This window comes from Brasilonema angustatum (genome assembly GCF_059505445.1).
The window spans coordinates 73,338-87,725 of sequence record NZ_JCACKO010000143.1 but is presented as its reverse complement, the minus strand read 5'-3'; the positions used below and the strand labels follow the sequence as shown (position 1 = coordinate 87,725).

The 14,388-nt window shown below is 40.8% G+C and carries 11 protein-coding genes and 2 pseudogenes; 6 read left to right on the top strand and 7 right to left on the bottom strand.

The genetic code is table 11. The annotated features are described in order from the left end of the window. Positions 1–131 precede the first annotated feature (131 nt). Positions 132–1,442 carry a glutamate-5-semialdehyde dehydrogenase gene (locus AC5JM2_RS29105; protein ID WP_495838542.1) on the top strand — a complete coding sequence of 437 codons (1,311 nt, stop codon included), beginning with the start codon at positions 132–134 and terminating at the stop codon, positions 1,440–1,442. 172 nt (positions 1,443–1,614) lie between these two features. Then, positions 1,615–2,541: a bestrophin family protein gene (locus tag AC5JM2_RS29100; protein ID WP_495838540.1), complete on the top strand. Its 927-nt coding sequence runs from the start codon at positions 1,615–1,617 to the stop codon at positions 2,539–2,541. Between the two features lie 100 nt (positions 2,542–2,641). On the opposite strand, the pseudogene AC5JM2_RS29095 reads toward AC5JM2_RS29100, so the two are convergent. Next, positions 2,642–2,737 (bottom strand): annotated as a pseudogene (locus tag AC5JM2_RS29095) (hypothetical protein); the annotation flags it as partial. 188 nt (positions 2,738–2,925) lie between these two features. On the opposite strand from AC5JM2_RS29095, the gene AC5JM2_RS29090 reads away from it, so the two are divergent. Then, on the top strand, positions 2,926–4,035 hold the full coding sequence (locus AC5JM2_RS29090; RefSeq protein ID WP_495838654.1) for an o-succinylbenzoate synthase: 1,110 nt from the start codon (positions 2,926–2,928) through the stop codon (positions 4,033–4,035). After that, positions 4,020–5,435, top strand: coding sequence for a 2-succinylbenzoate--CoA ligase (locus tag AC5JM2_RS29085; protein WP_495838538.1), 1,416 nt, complete (start codon positions 4,020–4,022; stop codon positions 5,433–5,435). Before AC5JM2_RS29090 ends, AC5JM2_RS29085 begins: the two co-directional genes overlap by 16 nt. 136 nt (positions 5,436–5,571) lie before the next feature. Here AC5JM2_RS29085 and AC5JM2_RS29080 read toward each other — a convergent pair whose 3' ends face one another. The 4 genes and pseudogenes from AC5JM2_RS29080 to AC5JM2_RS29065 form a co-directional block, all read right to left on the bottom strand. Then, a complete protein-coding gene (locus AC5JM2_RS29080) occupies positions 5,572–6,018 on the bottom strand; it encodes an acyl-CoA thioesterase (protein ID WP_495838537.1) in 447 nt (148 codons plus the stop codon). Between the two features lie 232 nt (positions 6,019–6,250). Next, positions 6,251–7,339: a T3SS effector HopA1 family protein gene (locus AC5JM2_RS29075; protein ID WP_495838535.1), complete on the bottom strand. Its 1,089-nt coding sequence runs from the start codon at positions 7,337–7,339 to the stop codon at positions 6,251–6,253. A gap of 99 nt (positions 7,340–7,438) precedes the next feature. After that, positions 7,439–8,677 carry a phosphotransferase family protein gene (locus tag AC5JM2_RS29070; protein WP_495838533.1) on the bottom strand — a complete coding sequence of 413 codons (1,239 nt, stop codon included), beginning with the start codon at positions 8,675–8,677 and terminating at the stop codon, positions 7,439–7,441. A gap of 372 nt (positions 8,678–9,049) precedes the next feature. Next, a pseudogene (locus AC5JM2_RS29065) lies at positions 9,050–9,277 on the bottom strand (response regulator transcription factor); the annotation flags it as partial. Between the two features lie 1,010 nt (positions 9,278–10,287). Here AC5JM2_RS29065 and AC5JM2_RS29060 point away from each other — a divergent pair. Next, positions 10,288–10,677 carry a hypothetical protein gene (locus AC5JM2_RS29060; protein ID WP_495838531.1) on the top strand — a complete coding sequence of 130 codons (390 nt, stop codon included), beginning with the start codon at positions 10,288–10,290 and terminating at the stop codon, positions 10,675–10,677. A 91-nt stretch (positions 10,678–10,768) separates the two neighbouring features. Next, positions 10,769–12,049, top strand: a complete 1,281-nt coding sequence (locus AC5JM2_RS29055; protein WP_495838529.1) for a S41 family peptidase — start codon at positions 10,769–10,771, stop codon at positions 12,047–12,049. A 142-nt stretch (positions 12,050–12,191) separates the two neighbouring features. Here AC5JM2_RS29055 and AC5JM2_RS29050 read toward each other — a convergent pair whose 3' ends face one another. Further along, positions 12,192–12,830 (bottom strand): response regulator transcription factor, encoded by a 639-nt coding sequence (locus AC5JM2_RS29050; protein WP_495838527.1) that lies wholly within the window; start codon positions 12,828–12,830, stop codon positions 12,192–12,194. Between the two features lie 49 nt (positions 12,831–12,879). After that, the gene (locus AC5JM2_RS29045; RefSeq protein WP_495838525.1) at positions 12,880–14,082 is read right to left on the bottom strand and encodes a sensor histidine kinase; all 1,203 of its coding nucleotides are present in this window, start codon (positions 14,080–14,082) and stop codon (positions 12,880–12,882) included. Positions 14,083–14,388 lie beyond the last annotated feature (306 nt).

The following is a 14,388-nucleotide window of genomic DNA, read 5'->3' as shown; positions in this document are numbered from 1 at the left end:
ATCCTATATGAGTTGTGAGAATTATCGAACCGCCAAGACGCCAAGAACGCCAAGAAAAAGAAGAGAAAATCTTACTAATGATTTAGGACTGCTGTAGATAAATACAGATAATTGAAACTTAGTTTTGTAGTATGACTATTTCTGTTGAGAATTCATCAAACATCATTGCAGCGGCTAAAAAAACCAGACAAGCCGCACTCAAGCTGGCAGTTCTCTCTACTGAGGCGAGAAATCAAGCAATTGAGGCGATCGCTCAAGCTTTAGAATCTGCCAAAGATGAAATTTTACAAGCTAATGTTGCTGATTGTGAAAGAGCGATTACAGATGGAATTGCTAAGCCACTTTACAAGCGTTTGCAGTTAGATGAATATAAGTTAAGAGATGCGATCGCTGGGGTGAGAGATGTCGGCAAACTCAGTGATCCGGTTGGTGCAGTGCAGATTCACCGTGAACTGGATCAAGGCTTAATCTTGAAGCGAGTGACTTGCCCTTTGGGTGTGTTGGGTGTCATTTTTGAAGCACGTCCGGAAGCAGGAATTCAAATCGTGACTCTTGCTATCAAGTCGGGAAATGGTGTGATTCTCAAAGGTGGGAAAGAAGCGATTCGTTCTTGTGAAGCGATAGTTAAGGCGATTAAACAAGGACTTTCTCAAACTGCTGTTCATCCAGATGCCGTGCAGTTGTTAACAACACGAGAAGAAATTTTGGAACTTCTAAGATTAGATAAATATGTGGATTTAATTATTCCTAGAGGTTCTAACTCTTTTGTGAGATTTGTGCAGGAAAATACTCGTATACCTGTATTAGGTCATGCTGATGGAATTTGTCATCTATATATAGATAAAGCTGCAGATTTAGAAAAAGCGATCGCAATTACAGTTGATGCCAAAACAAACTATCCTGCTGCTTGTAATGCAATTGAAACTTTGCTACTTCATGCGAGTATTGCTGCAAAGTTTTTACCAAAAGTTGCTGAGGTTTTGGTAAAACTCAATGTGGAATTGAGAGGGGATGAACGTACTCGCGAAATTCTACCAGATATTGCAGATGCAACAGAAGAAGACTGGGAGACAGAATACTCTGATTTGATTTTGTCGATAAAAGTTGTGGATTCATTGGAGGATGCGATCACCCACATCAACAACTATGGTTCCAAGCACACTGACGCTATTATCACTGAAGATGCAGAAGCTGCCCAAACTTTCCTCGCGCTGGTAAATGCAGCCGGAGTTTACCACAACTGTTCTACCCGATTTGCTGATGGCTTCCGCTATGGTTTTGGTGCAGAAGTTGGGATTAGCACTCAACAAATGCCTCCTCGTGGTCCAGTTGGTTTAGAAGGTTTGGTAACATACAAATATCAGATGATTGGCAATGGTCATATTGTGGCGACTTACACAGGTGCAGATGCCAAGGCTTTTACTTTTAAAGATTTAGGATGAATCAGCGCTCACAAAATACTATAGCAATCCGTGCAGGAGTTGTGAAATTACTCGTTGAGACGCTTAACAGGGAACAGGGAACAGGGAACAGGGAACAGTAAACAATTGATCACTGGTAACTGGTAACTGGTAACTGTTAAAGTTTTGTCTGACGTTGAGTAGCTAAGATCGCATGAGTGCTGAAAAAGTAAATTGGTTTCAAACCGCCTTACGAGTACGAGGTTCAGTTATTCCTGTTATATTACCTCGTATATTTTTGTTTAGTGGATTTGGAGTTATCATATCCATAATCCACTATTACGGGTTTTCTCTACCAGAGGAAATTGGCAACGTTACAACCAATGTAGCTTTTAATCTTGTCTTAGGTTTGTTGTTAGTTTTTCGCACAAACACTGCCTATGAGCATTATTGGGAAGGTCGAAAAATTTGGGGTGGGATAGTAGTTAATTCCCTGAATTTAGGCAGAAAAATTCAGATAGCAATTTTAGAAAATGATCCTACAGATAGAGAGAAAAAAGCAGCATCTCTGCGGCTATTAAGTGCTTTTGCAATTGCCACTAAATTACACTTACGTCAGTCACAAGAAAACAACGAACTAAAACCTTTTCTGACAGAATTGCAATATTCACAATTACAAAATGTGAAAAATCCTCCCTTGAAGATTGCTGTTTGGATTGAAGAATATCTCAAACAGCAGCAAATTAACAATCGCTTGAGTATGGATGAATTGCTGTTGATGAATAATTTACTAAATAACATGGTAGAGTCATTAATCGGCTCTGAGCGTATTTTAAAAACACCAATGCCCTTAATTTATGCTATTTACCTTAAGCGATTGTTACTGATATATTTTATTATATTACCCTTGGATTTAGTCGATGATTTACAGTGGTGGACTGTACCCATTGTGGCGTTAATAAGCTTTACTTTACTTGGAATAGAAGAAATAGGTAACCAGTTAGAAGATCCATTCGGTTTCGATTTATATGATTTGCCCTTAGATGAAATTTGTCAGACATTAATCAAAAATATAGAAGATTTGATGGCTCGAAGTGAAGACGAGTTAATTAGTCAAACAGAATCAAATTTGCCAAGCTGAGCTTGAATAGCAGTACCTTTTCTTGTCGCATATTATTCACCAAATGTCAAAGCATTACACTATTAAGCAATTATTACAAGCATTGGACAAAATTATAAACTCATGCTTTTAGCAACGCGAGGCTTTTGAGTTGAAGTTCTGCCAGTTCTTTGTCAGGATCGGAACCAGCAACGATACCAACACCTACGTAAAGTCTGAGGCGATACGCGTAGTGTCAAGCCTCTGGCTTATCGCCGTTGAAGAAGTCAGCATTATATGAATAAACTGTCATAGGTCTAGAAAGAGTAAATTTTTTTGAAGTTAACTTCCAAAAGAGTAATATTTCGTGGTCGTATTTTTACAGGTAAAACAAAACAGTTACCTTTTTACCTGCACTGGCTTCTAATGGGTTATCGATTTGAGTTTCGTCCTTATCAGCACAAATTGGTGACTTCGCTCATGACAAGTCATGGTATTTGGGATATCCGCGAAGGAATTATTCTTCGTCTCACCGATGAAACAGGAAAAATCGGCTGGGGGGAAATTGCACCCATCAGTTGGTTTGGTTCAGAAACTCTAGAACAAGCTTTAGAATTTTGCCGTCAGCTTCCACAGCAAATCACACAAGAGACGATTTTCTCTATTCCTGACGAGTTAAGCGCGTGTCAATTTGGATTTGAGTCTGCTTGGGAAATGATTAGCACCCTCGCCCGCCCGGAAATTAATTTCCGGACTAATAGCCCAAGTCCATTAAAATGGACAACAAACTTTTTCCAGTCGTCTTTAGATGACTTGGATTATGAGCCTGGGGCTTTAAACCCCAGCCGGTTGTTGCCACTGGTACAAGATCACAGAAAAATTGAGACATTAAGCTACAGCGCCTTACTACCAGCTGGGGAAGCGGCGCTAGAGGCGTGGCAAAAGCTGTGGAAGGAGGGATATCGTACTTTTAAATGGAAAATTGGTGTCTATCCCATTGCTCAAGAACTAGAAATTTTTAAATTACTCTGTCAAACTTTACCAGCTTCTGCAAAACTACGATTAGATGCCAACGGCGGACTTAGCTATGAACAAGCTCAGTTATGGCTCGGGAATTGCGATAATATCAAGAGAAATGAAGAATTATTCCCAGAAATTGAATTTCTTGAGCAGCCTTTATCTGTGGATCAATTTGCGGCGATGTTGGAGTTGAGTCATTGTTACCAGACGGCGATCGCCTTAGATGAATCTGTCGCCACACTCAACCAACTCACGACATGCTTCCAACAAGGTTGGCGAGAAATTTTTGTGATAAAGCCTGGGATAGTCGGTTCACCATCCCGTCTGCGTCAGTTTTGTCAACTGCATAAAATCGATGCTGTGTTTTCATCCGTGTTTGAAACTGCAATTGGTAGACAAGCTGCACTCCAGATAGCAGCGCAATTATCTCAAAATAACAGAGCAGTGGGTTTTGGTGTCAACCATTGGTTTGCTCAAGAGGAGACAACGCCCGAAGATTTATGGAAAAAACTTTAGAACATTTTGTGCAGTATACATTTTGCCAGCCTCTTTCTAATGACTGGCTCATTTGTCATGATAGCCATTTATTTGCTCAATTAACCCAACAACTTTATTTAGAATTAACCCAGTTTTCATACTATCGAGGCACACCAATCAAAATTCTTTTAGCCGAACGTGAACCAGTGCGCTTTTTAGCAGGTTTTCTCGCGGCAAGTGCCGCTCGTTGTCCAGTTTTTCTTTGCAACCCCGACTGGACAAAACAAGAATGGCAACAAGTTTTTGATTTAGTAAAACCGGATTTAATATTGGGACTAGGGACTAGGAATTGGGGACAAGACTATTCCAAATTAAAAAATCCTATGATTCCATCTCCTCACTCAGGACTGATCATGATTCCCACAGGTGGATCATCAGGAAAGATGAAGTTTGCGATCCATACTTGGGAAACTTTAATCGCATCCGTGCGAGGATTTACAGAACATTTTTTGATTAATCATGTTAATTCTTTTTGTGTCTTACCGCTCTATCACGTCAGCGGTTTAATGCAATTTATGCGCTCCTTCACCACTGGTGGAAAACTCGTTATTCTGTCATTTAAAGAAGTAGAATATCGTCAATTCGACAGTACACAATTATCCAATTTCTTTATTTCTTTAGTACCAACACAGTTACAACGTCTGCTACAAAATCCAGAGTTAACTCAGTGGTTATCCCAATTTCAAACTGTACTATTAGGAGGTGGAGCAGCATGGAATGAACTTTTGGAAAAAGCAAGATACTACAATATTCGCTTATCTCCTACGTACGGTATGACGGAAACTGCCTCCCAAATTGCTACCCTCAAACCAGATGAATTTCTTAATGGTAAAGATAACTGCACTCAAATTCTCCCCCATGCCTCTATCAAAATTCGCAATCAGCAAGGCGAGGAATTGAATTCAAATCAAATCGGAAACATCACAATCAATTCTCAAGCTCTTGCCCTAGGATACTATCCTAACACTTGGGAGAATCAGGCTTATTTACAAGTGGATGATTTGGGTTTTTTAGATAACAAAGGTTATTTACATATCGTCGGACGTAACAGCGACAAAATTATTACAGGCGGTGAAAATGTCTATCCAATAGAAGTTGAATCTACCATTAGAGCTACAGAAATGGTAGTAGATATTTGTGTCATCGGCATACCAGATAAACTCTGGGGACAAGCAGTCACAGCAATTTACATTCCCAAAGACTCAAATACCTCTGATATAGAAATCCGAAATTTGCTGAAAGAGAAACTCAGCAAATTTAAAATTCCTAAAAATTGGATTCCTGTACAAACCTTACCTCGCAACTCCCAAGGTAAAATCAATCGTCAAGAGCTACAGCAAATAGCCACAAAATTTCTTCAAACTAGCCTCGCTGATTAAAGAGAAAAATTACAGCATCCCAATGCGTGTGAAAGTAGTGCGAGCCGGAAAGCTCGCTTGTGAGTGTACTGCATTTGGGATGATCCCATAAAAATTGGAAAAGAAAAATCTCTTTTAACTCTTGATTCCCAACGTTTCAAACAACCTCTCTTGACTTTCTTCTCTCTGCTGTTTCTGCACCTCTCTTGTTTCTCTCCAACCATTCCTTCATATTTTCTGGCAACTCTGTTTTCGTTTTATTACTTGTCTCAATGCAAACGTGCCTAGTCACAGCTTTAGCAGCGATCACCTCACCAACTATCACCTCATAAGCCACTTCAAATCTGTCAACACTAAGCTGTTGAGGCATTAACCTAATAACCAAATTGTCTCCACAATATAGCGGACGAAAAAAGTCCACACTAGCATGAACAATCGGAAAAGCTACAGAAGGATTCGTGAAAAAATCTTTGAGATTAATGCCAGAGATAACTAGAGACTCTTCATAAGCCTCATGACAAATACTCAAGAGATTAGCAAAGTAAACTACCCCAGCAGCATCAGTGTCTTGAAAGTGAATGGTGCGGTTATATGTAAAGGCCATAATTCAAGCCAAAGTTCAAGCCAAACTTCAAAAATATATAGCAAACAAATAGCCTGCTACAGTAAACAATTTTACCGCAATCATCTGGTTTCTAGTATTTGCCAGGTAGAGTAGGACATGAACTAATGAGAAAATACGCACACCACGAGATCATCAAGCCTATTAAGCGTTCGGGTGTTAAGAGTTAAGCGTTCGGGTGTTCCCTGTTCCCTGTTCCCTGTTCCCTGCTATATCAGTTCAAGGGGTAATAAATATCCTCAGAGCAAGGATTGAGGTAAGGACGCTGTAAATCAATACCAAGCCGAGTAAAATGTGAGTCAATTGCCTTCATCCGCTGATCAGTTGAATCGTTATCTTGTTGCCAAACTTCCAACAAAGCATTCGCTACGATTTGACAGCGGTTCATCCCAAAACTTTCCTGTACCGCAAATTTTTGACTAAGTTCTTCAGCTAAACTCAAGCCAGGTGCTAAAAACTTGGTAAACAAGGGGATTTCTGTGTGGAAATGAGATTGATGTTCTGCATAGACACTTCTTAGGACTTTTCGCACTGCTGGATAGTCTTCGCGTTCAAAGGATAGCACTCCTGAATCATAGCGCCCATAAGCAGCCCGATTGTGTAACACCTGAAAACTAAAGGGAATTGCTGCAGCGTTCAGTTGTTGTGTCAAGCTATCCATAAGGGCTAAGGCACCCATTGGAGTAACATTAAAGTAAATTCGCCCTGCCCCCAAATCAGTATCCGGGTTAGTCTGCAAATCCTGTCCGACATTGCTAAGCGCTATATAAAAGCCGTTTTGTAGTCGATTTTTAGGCATCCATATATTTATCAAATCTCCTACCTTGGCAGTTGGCGTTGACGGCTCTAGATTGTGATTGTACTCAACATACAACGTCAAACCACCTTTGCTCACTGCAATACTACCATCTGGTTCCCGTCGCAACAATTGCCAATCTGGATCAAAGTAGCCTATCCCATGATTACTGGTATGTAGTAACTCGTAAAATTGCCAATCCATCTCTAAGCTAGAATAGCTTTCCAAGTTTTTCTGTGGCAAATCATGAGCAACATCACTACTGAGTGACAACGTGCTTTGCAGAGAACCATTGTAATAAATACCGTGAACGAAATTCCGCAATAGCAGAGCAAGATACTTGTGTTGTAATGCTGGCGAATTTTGTCGAAATCGCTCTGCTATTTTAGATGGCAGGGCAAAGGGTTGATATTTTGGATGGCGAATGCAAAAGTTGGATTGAATTTCGATATTGCTAGCAATATCCAATAGAGAATTTAGCAGTGGTTTGGTAGAAGACTCTAGCATGAGTGGAACTTGTCAAGGAAGAATTATCAGTTATCAGTTTGAGAATTTAGGTTTTAGTCCTTCAGCATAAGCCAACAAGACTATTCACTGTTCACTGTTTTAACAACCGCGTAGACGAGTTTTATTATAATAAAGACGAAGTAAGTTATTCTGTTTTTTTGGATGAGAAAGTTGAACAAATTTTGTAAACAGCTTTAGGATTTCTGACTCTGTGATCCCAAAAACAGTCAATACAGACTCTTGTGGTCTACTGAGTAAGCTTTGAGCAAATTTGAACATACAAATACTGGAGTTATCAAAGTATTTGTGAAAGTTTATTTTTTCCTTGATTCGATGAAGTAGAACTAAACCCGCAAATTGGATAACTCGTTGAACAAATTCACAACGATACTCAAGAATCACTGGAAAAGTATCAAGATAAGCTAGAATAAGAGTTAGTAGTGAAGGTTGGATCACTTCCAATGGAATCGCTGCCAGAAGTAATGACTCTTCTAACTCAAGAGTAGGATCTACCACTAGGCTTTCTAACCAAAGTGTTAAGTAGCTTGCCACTAAAGTTCCCAAATCAAAAGCTGGATCTCCCCAGGAACAAGCTTCCCAATCAATGAGTCGTATAAGACAGTTGTCTAACTTCTCCCACCTTGAATGCACTAAAACATTTTCCAATTTCAGATCATTATGAGTTAAGCAGCAAGGATTCCATTCATACGCCAACTCAGAAATTGCTGCTTCTAAACTCTCATAACGTTGATAAAGAGCGTAGAATTTCAGCGCCTCTGTAGGAACATTGCCAAAAATTTCTGGCCCAATTGACTCTATCCCTTGCGCTGGATTATAAAATTGATAGCGAAACTGTCCTTCAGGAGCAGTTGCCATAAAATCACGATACTCCCGGCGGTTGAAAGTGGCACGATGCAGTGCTCCCAAACTACTACCAATAGCGCTTGCGATCGCTTTTGGAAAGTGCAAATTTTTTTGATAAAAACTTGCTAGTTCAAAATACTCCTTGAGGTAGTGACGAACAAGAATAGATTTTTCTTGCTCAAAATGCACTACCAAAGATGCCGCAGCAGAAATATTTCCTAAGACTGGAAACTGCTGAAGTAGTTGATGAAACAACCACTCATTCCAAAACTCATGTGGGTTTTCGTTATTATCAATACATTGTTCTTGCTTAACCAGCAGCTTCTGATTTCCAGGCAGAGTAACTAGTAAATTTAAATTTTTTTGACTCGTTTGCGGGAGTTCAAAATAGGAATTTATACCTTCTTCTGAGCTACACAGACCTGCTTGATGCAGATAATGAATAACATTATGAGAAGACAGTGAAAGTACCATGTCTTATTTCCTAAAGCGTAAGATTGTTCCTAAAACCACTATTTCAGTATTAGCTTTACTTCAGTGGTCTTCAGTAGATATTCATGGCTCGTGCAAATATCAATAACGATTAGCACAATCTACTAATATCCGATTTATCAAAAATAAACCTGCCAAAATGGCAATGTTACTTTTGCTATTGCTTTAAATTTTGCTCAGCACTCAGTCAAATCTTTGAAACGACGTTGTAGAATAATTCGCGCTATTATCGCTACTACAACAGGACTTAAAAATAGAAATCAGAAATCAGAACTCAGAACTCACAACACAGAACACAGAACACAGAACACACCAGAAATATTCACCTGCCTTGGTGTACGTAGTTCATGATGACTACTTAAACAGAGAATGAGCTAGTAGGGCTGCTTGGGTGCGATCGCGCAAAGGGCAGACGCAATCATGCGTATCGCGCAAGTTTAAGCGACTGAGAATATTAGTCACACAGTTCTTAACAGTATTCTCTGAAAGGAAAAGCGACTGAGCAATCTCACGGTTATTCGCTCCGGAAGCCATTAAACGCAACACATCCAACTCTCTGGGTGTGAGTAGGGCCATTTCTGGGGAATATTCAACGGATGAGACTAGTAGTCTGCCAAGGTAACAATGCTTGGTTAATAGCAGCAAGAAAAATCTCTTTCTCCCCCTGCTTCCTCTGCTTCCCCTGCCTCCCCTGCTTGCCTTAACCCGGCAATTTTGGGTTGGTCGAGTACTAGTAGTCCACCACATCAACTTTGCGGGGTAAAATAAAAAACCGCGTTCGCGTAGCGTGTCCTCTGGACATAGGCACAAAGAGCGCAAAGGAAGAGGGAAAGAAGACTAGGAGCGAAAATTGATTTACCCATTAAAGTTTTTGTGGTGAAGTACTAGTAGTGTTATGGACAAAAGTGCTTTTTATAACAATTCAGGTTCAAGTTGAGTATGTCCTTTGGCGGTAATTGTCAACCAATTTTGGATTTAGGATTTTAGATTTTGGATTAACTCCACCCTAAAAGTGCTCTGCTTGGAGCGGAGCGAAACGAAGCCTAGATTTTGAAATTTACGATTTTGGATTAATTCCGTCCTAGAAGGCTTGCCGAAAATCAACGCCAAGTACCTCTGTCGGGAAACAAGGACTATGGCACAAAGTGCCACGCTACGCGCTTGCTGTATTAGCTCCCCAATTTCAAATCTAAAATTTCAAATCTAAAATTGTTTCGGTCAAAAGTCTGGAACGACCAAATCCTGTTAATACACATGATGTATCATTTGTACAGTGCTTAAGTGCTATATTTTTTTACTGATTTGGTTATGGATACTCGTGACTTTCTTCCCATTTCATATTGAAAATCACCGTTGTATATTGAAATCACCTGAAAAAACCTAACTAAATCTACGTGGTAAAAACACCGTAAAACTGGTGAATAAGACAATCAGATTAAGTAAATATTTTTCCAAGATGAATTACACGTTGCCGTAAATCAATTGACTAGGCGACTGGCATAAGTATGAGTTGTGTCAGTGTTTTTCTTATTCATACAAGTTTACTCACTTTGTGTTCTACCCAAGTAAAAATTACTGTAAATGGAGAAAAAATGATCAACAAACAGATAATATTACCAACCCTTCTATCTGCAACTATCCTTCTGGGAGGAATCGCTGGTTGTTCCGAATCTAAATCATCGGACGCAACCAGTCCAGATGCGTCTGGAACTAACGTATCTCAAAACAGCCCATCTACGACAAACAACAATAAAGCGGATACACCAGAACGTGCTCAGAAGCGTGAAGAGATTCGCAAACAAATTGAAGCCGTTTTAACCGCAGATCAGGTGAAACAGTTGCAAGCGAAACTGCAACAAGGGGAAAAAATGCGTAAAGCAGTGTTGAGCCTCAATCTCACTGCAGAGCAAAAAACTAAAATTCAGGATATTTTTAAGACTGCTTATCCCCATCGTCAAAGGAAATCTCAAGAGAATTCCTAGTAGTTTAATAGGGATGTAAATCTGAGTTTCCAGAAGGTTTGCTGCAATTTTCTGTACTGTTGTTTGTGAATTTATTGTTATCAGTGAAAGCATGTTCAAGCCAAAATTGCTCGCCAAGATAAAACTTGCTTTTATGGCAGTATTCCTGACAGGAAGTAGTCTCTATGCTGTAAAAGCTCTAGGACAATCTCAACCTAGCCCACAACAACTGGTAGATGAGGTGTGGCAAATCTTGAATAAAGATTATGTAGATACCAGCTTTAACCATCAGGATTGGAAAGCAATTCGACAGCAGTATTTGAGCCAGAAATATAGCTCTAAACAACAGGCATACAATGAAATTCGAGAAATGGTAGCTAAATTAGGCGATCGCTACACCGAATTTTTCGATCCCCAAGAATTCCAGGCTTTAGATAACGACCTTTCTGGCAACCTCAGTGGTGTAGGACTGGAACTAGCGGAAAATGAAAAAACCAAAGCTTTAACCGTTATCGCCCCAATTGAAGGAACACCTGCTTTTAAAGCAGGTATCTTGGCGGACGATGTAATTGTCAAAATTGATGGTCAGCCAACTCGGGGGATGAACATCAACGATGCAGTTAAGCGGATTCTCGGTCCAGTTGGAACTAAGGTGATACTTACGATTCAACGAGGCAATCAATCGCAATCTTTCAAACTTACCCGTGCCAATATTGCTACTCATCCTGTAACTTACAACATACAAACAACGGCTACAGGCAAAATTGGCTACATTCAACTACCAGAGTTTACACAAACGGCTCCCATAGAAATGGGTCGGGCAATTCAAGCCTTAGAAAAGCAGCAGGTACAGGGCTACGTTTTGGATCTACGCTCTGATCCAGGCGGACTCGTGGATGCGAGTTTGGAAATTGCCAGTATGTGGTTGAAGCAAGGGGCGATCGTCTCTTTGGTAAATCGAGACCAAGTAAAAGAGAGCTACAATGCGACAGGACATGCCTTAACCAATAAACCCCTGGTTGTGCTAGTTGATCAAGGGTCTGCCAGTGCTAGTGAAATTCTGGCGGGGGCACTGCAAGATGATAATCGCGCCAAGCTAGTAGGAACTCGCACTTTTGGTAAAGGTTTAGTTCAATCAATAGAACCACTGGAAGATGGTTCGGCATTGAAACTCACCATTGCTAAATACTACACACCCAAAGGTCGAGATATTAATCATGTTGGTATTGTGCCAGATATTACAGTAGAGTTGACCGAGGCACAGCAGAAAGCATTAGTGCAGAACCACACTTTAGGCACGTTAGCCGATCCTCAGTATGCTAGTGCAGTTGCAGACTTGAGCCAATTGATTCAGACAGGGGCGAACTCTGTTGGTTTACAGCGTGGGAAATAAGTTTCTTCACAACAGCCAAGTCCAAGAGGGCGATCCCACTTGAAAAAAATAATTTGTATCTTCTCTCCTGTACCCCAACAGTCATTATCGGTAATTACTGAAATAAATTTACAAAAAAAATTATAGCCCCTCAAACTCCCCATCAGTTAAATAAAGAATGAGCAAGCAGTGCTGCTTGGGTGCGATCGCGCAAGTTTAAGCGACTGAGAATATTAGTCACATAGTTCTTAACAGTATTCTCTGAAAGGAAAAGCGACTGAGCAATTTCACGGTTATTCGATCCTGAAGCCATTAAACGCAACACATCCAACTCTCTGCGTGTAAGTTGCGCCAATTCTGGAGGTTGTGCAACTGAAGCGGCTGGTGCTGGGGCGGGCGTAAGTGCTTTTTCAAACAATCCTGGTCCGAGTTGGGTATGTCCTTTGTAGACAGCGCGAATGGCTAGCGCCAATTCATCTGGTTCAGTGTCCTTGAGCAAATAGCCCTTAGCCCCCACTCGCATCGCTTGCGAGACGTACCCATCATCATCGAAAGTTGTTAATACCAGAACTTTCGTGTCGGGATATTGTTGAGCGATCGCCCCAGTAGCAGCAACTCCATCCATCACGGGCATCCGGATATCCATCAGCACAATGTCCGGTTGTAGGGTAGAGATTTGTTCGATCGCTCGTTGCCCATTTTCCGCCTCACCCACAACTTGCATATCGCAATTGGACTCTAGCAGACTTTTGAGTCCTTGACGGATGAGAAGTTGATCATCGACTAACAAGATCCGAATCATAAAACCTCGCAGGAGTTTAGATACCCTCGTGCTTTAGGCAGGGGAATGCTTACAGTAACAAATTTGATATTGGAAAAGAAACACAGACCCGGCAACCTTTTCCCGGTTGACTGTGAAGAGAAAACTGACCGCCCAACGCCAGTGCTCGTTCTCGCATCCCCTGCAGTCCAAACCCGGTTGTATTTTGAGTTGGATTAAACCCTTCACCATTGTCCTCAATCGAAAGATCAAGTATCCCAGCCTGATACTGTAGCTGAACGCTCACAGTTGTTGCCTGTGCATGTTTGTAAATATTTGTTAGCGATTCTTGCACAATGCGGTAGACAGTTGTGTTCACTTCTGTGGGTAAGGATAATGGTAAATTAATTTTACTAGACAGTTCAATCCCTGTGTTGTGCTGAAAATCCTTCAGCAGCTTTTCAATAGCTGATTCAAGTAATTGTCCTTGCAACGGATTTGAGCGCAAGACAGAAACTGAACGCCGGATTTCCAGCAACGCCTCAGCCCCTAGTTGCTTTGCTTGTTTGAGAAATGTCAATGCCTTCTCGTCATTCGATTGCCAGAACAGCAGGGCATTATTCATTTGAATGGTTTGAGCTGCTAGGGTGTGTCCAAGTCCATCGTGAATTTCGCGGGCAATGCGGTTACGTTCCTGCAAAGTAGCCTGATCCTCAATCAGCAACGCATACTGTCGCAGTTGCTCATGGGTCATTTCTAGTTTTTGATGGGCAATTTCCAATTGCTTGCGACTTTGCCACTCTGCAAGCAGAGCGTTAATCAACAATAAAGCAAATACTAATGTCAAGCTATATAATAACAACGAACTCAGTCGCCAATCCCATACAGCAACTTTAAGCTTCGCAGGCACGATGGGTCTTGACACAAGCAGCATGAGATAGGATGCAAGAGTTAAACTCAATACAATCAACTGTCCCTTTCGCTCAAACAGCAAGCAACTCCGCATCACCAATATTAGGCACAGCATGAAAAGAGAGCGAATGGTTAAGCCTTGTGGAGTGACTGCAAGCATTATCAAGCCAAACTCCACACTCGTGTAAAGCAATTTTTCTGCCAACTTCTTAGTTGGCAATCTTAAGCCCATTAAACCGAAGGCAGCAATTATAGAAATTCGCAGCAGCAACTGCCAAGACAACTCGAACGGCAACAGGATTTCCATTAACACTGCTGTGGCTAACAACAGCCATTCCAGATAAAGCAACAGACGAAAGGATTGGTAACTCGGGCGAACCATAGGACTGTCTGAAATAAACGACCAAAGGAACAGTACCACTAGCATTATCCTGATTTTAAAAGGAGTACAGCGCCAACACAGAACGTTGGAAACCTTAAACTTTTTGCAAAGGTCAACAGCAGTGAACCTAAAACCACAGATGCACACTGATCAACGCTAGTTATTTATTTGTATCCATCCTTGGTTCTAAATATCCATTAATCATACTTTTGCAAGAAGTTTATTCTCTTCAACTCTTACAAAATTGTTACCAGTATCGATAGAGTTTTTTCTACTGATTCTCTTTCTGGACTAGGAAAAAAGTCA

What these genes read in the sequence shown, in the direction of transcription:
- AC5JM2_RS29080 (WP_495838537.1), bottom strand. Translation starts at nt 6,018, where the DNA reads ATGGCCTTTACATATAACCGCACCATTCACTTTCAAGACACTGATGCT.
- AC5JM2_RS29090 (WP_495838654.1), top strand. Translation starts at nt 2,926, where the DNA reads ATGGGTTATCGATTTGAGTTTCGTCCTTATCAGCACAAATTGGTGACT.
- AC5JM2_RS29050 (WP_495838527.1), bottom strand. Translation starts at nt 12,830, where the DNA reads ATGATTCGGATCTTGTTAGTCGATGATCAACTTCTCATCCGTCAAGGA.
- AC5JM2_RS29045 (WP_495838525.1), bottom strand. Translation starts at nt 14,082, where the DNA reads ATGGTTCGCCCGAGTTACCAATCCTTTCGTCTGTTGCTTTATCTGGAA.
- AC5JM2_RS29055 (WP_495838529.1), top strand. Translation starts at nt 10,769, where the DNA reads ATGTTCAAGCCAAAATTGCTCGCCAAGATAAAACTTGCTTTTATGGCA.
- AC5JM2_RS29060 (WP_495838531.1), top strand. Translation starts at nt 10,288, where the DNA reads ATGATCAACAAACAGATAATATTACCAACCCTTCTATCTGCAACTATC.
- AC5JM2_RS29100 (WP_495838540.1), top strand. Translation starts at nt 1,615, where the DNA reads ATGAGTGCTGAAAAAGTAAATTGGTTTCAAACCGCCTTACGAGTACGA.
- AC5JM2_RS29070 (WP_495838533.1), bottom strand. Translation starts at nt 8,677, where the DNA reads ATGGTACTTTCACTGTCTTCTCATAATGTTATTCATTATCTGCATCAA.
- AC5JM2_RS29075 (WP_495838535.1), bottom strand. Translation starts at nt 7,339, where the DNA reads ATGCTAGAGTCTTCTACCAAACCACTGCTAAATTCTCTATTGGATATT.
- AC5JM2_RS29105 (WP_495838542.1), top strand. Translation starts at nt 132, where the DNA reads ATGACTATTTCTGTTGAGAATTCATCAAACATCATTGCAGCGGCTAAA.
- AC5JM2_RS29085 (WP_495838538.1), top strand. Translation starts at nt 4,020, where the DNA reads ATGGAAAAAACTTTAGAACATTTTGTGCAGTATACATTTTGCCAGCCT.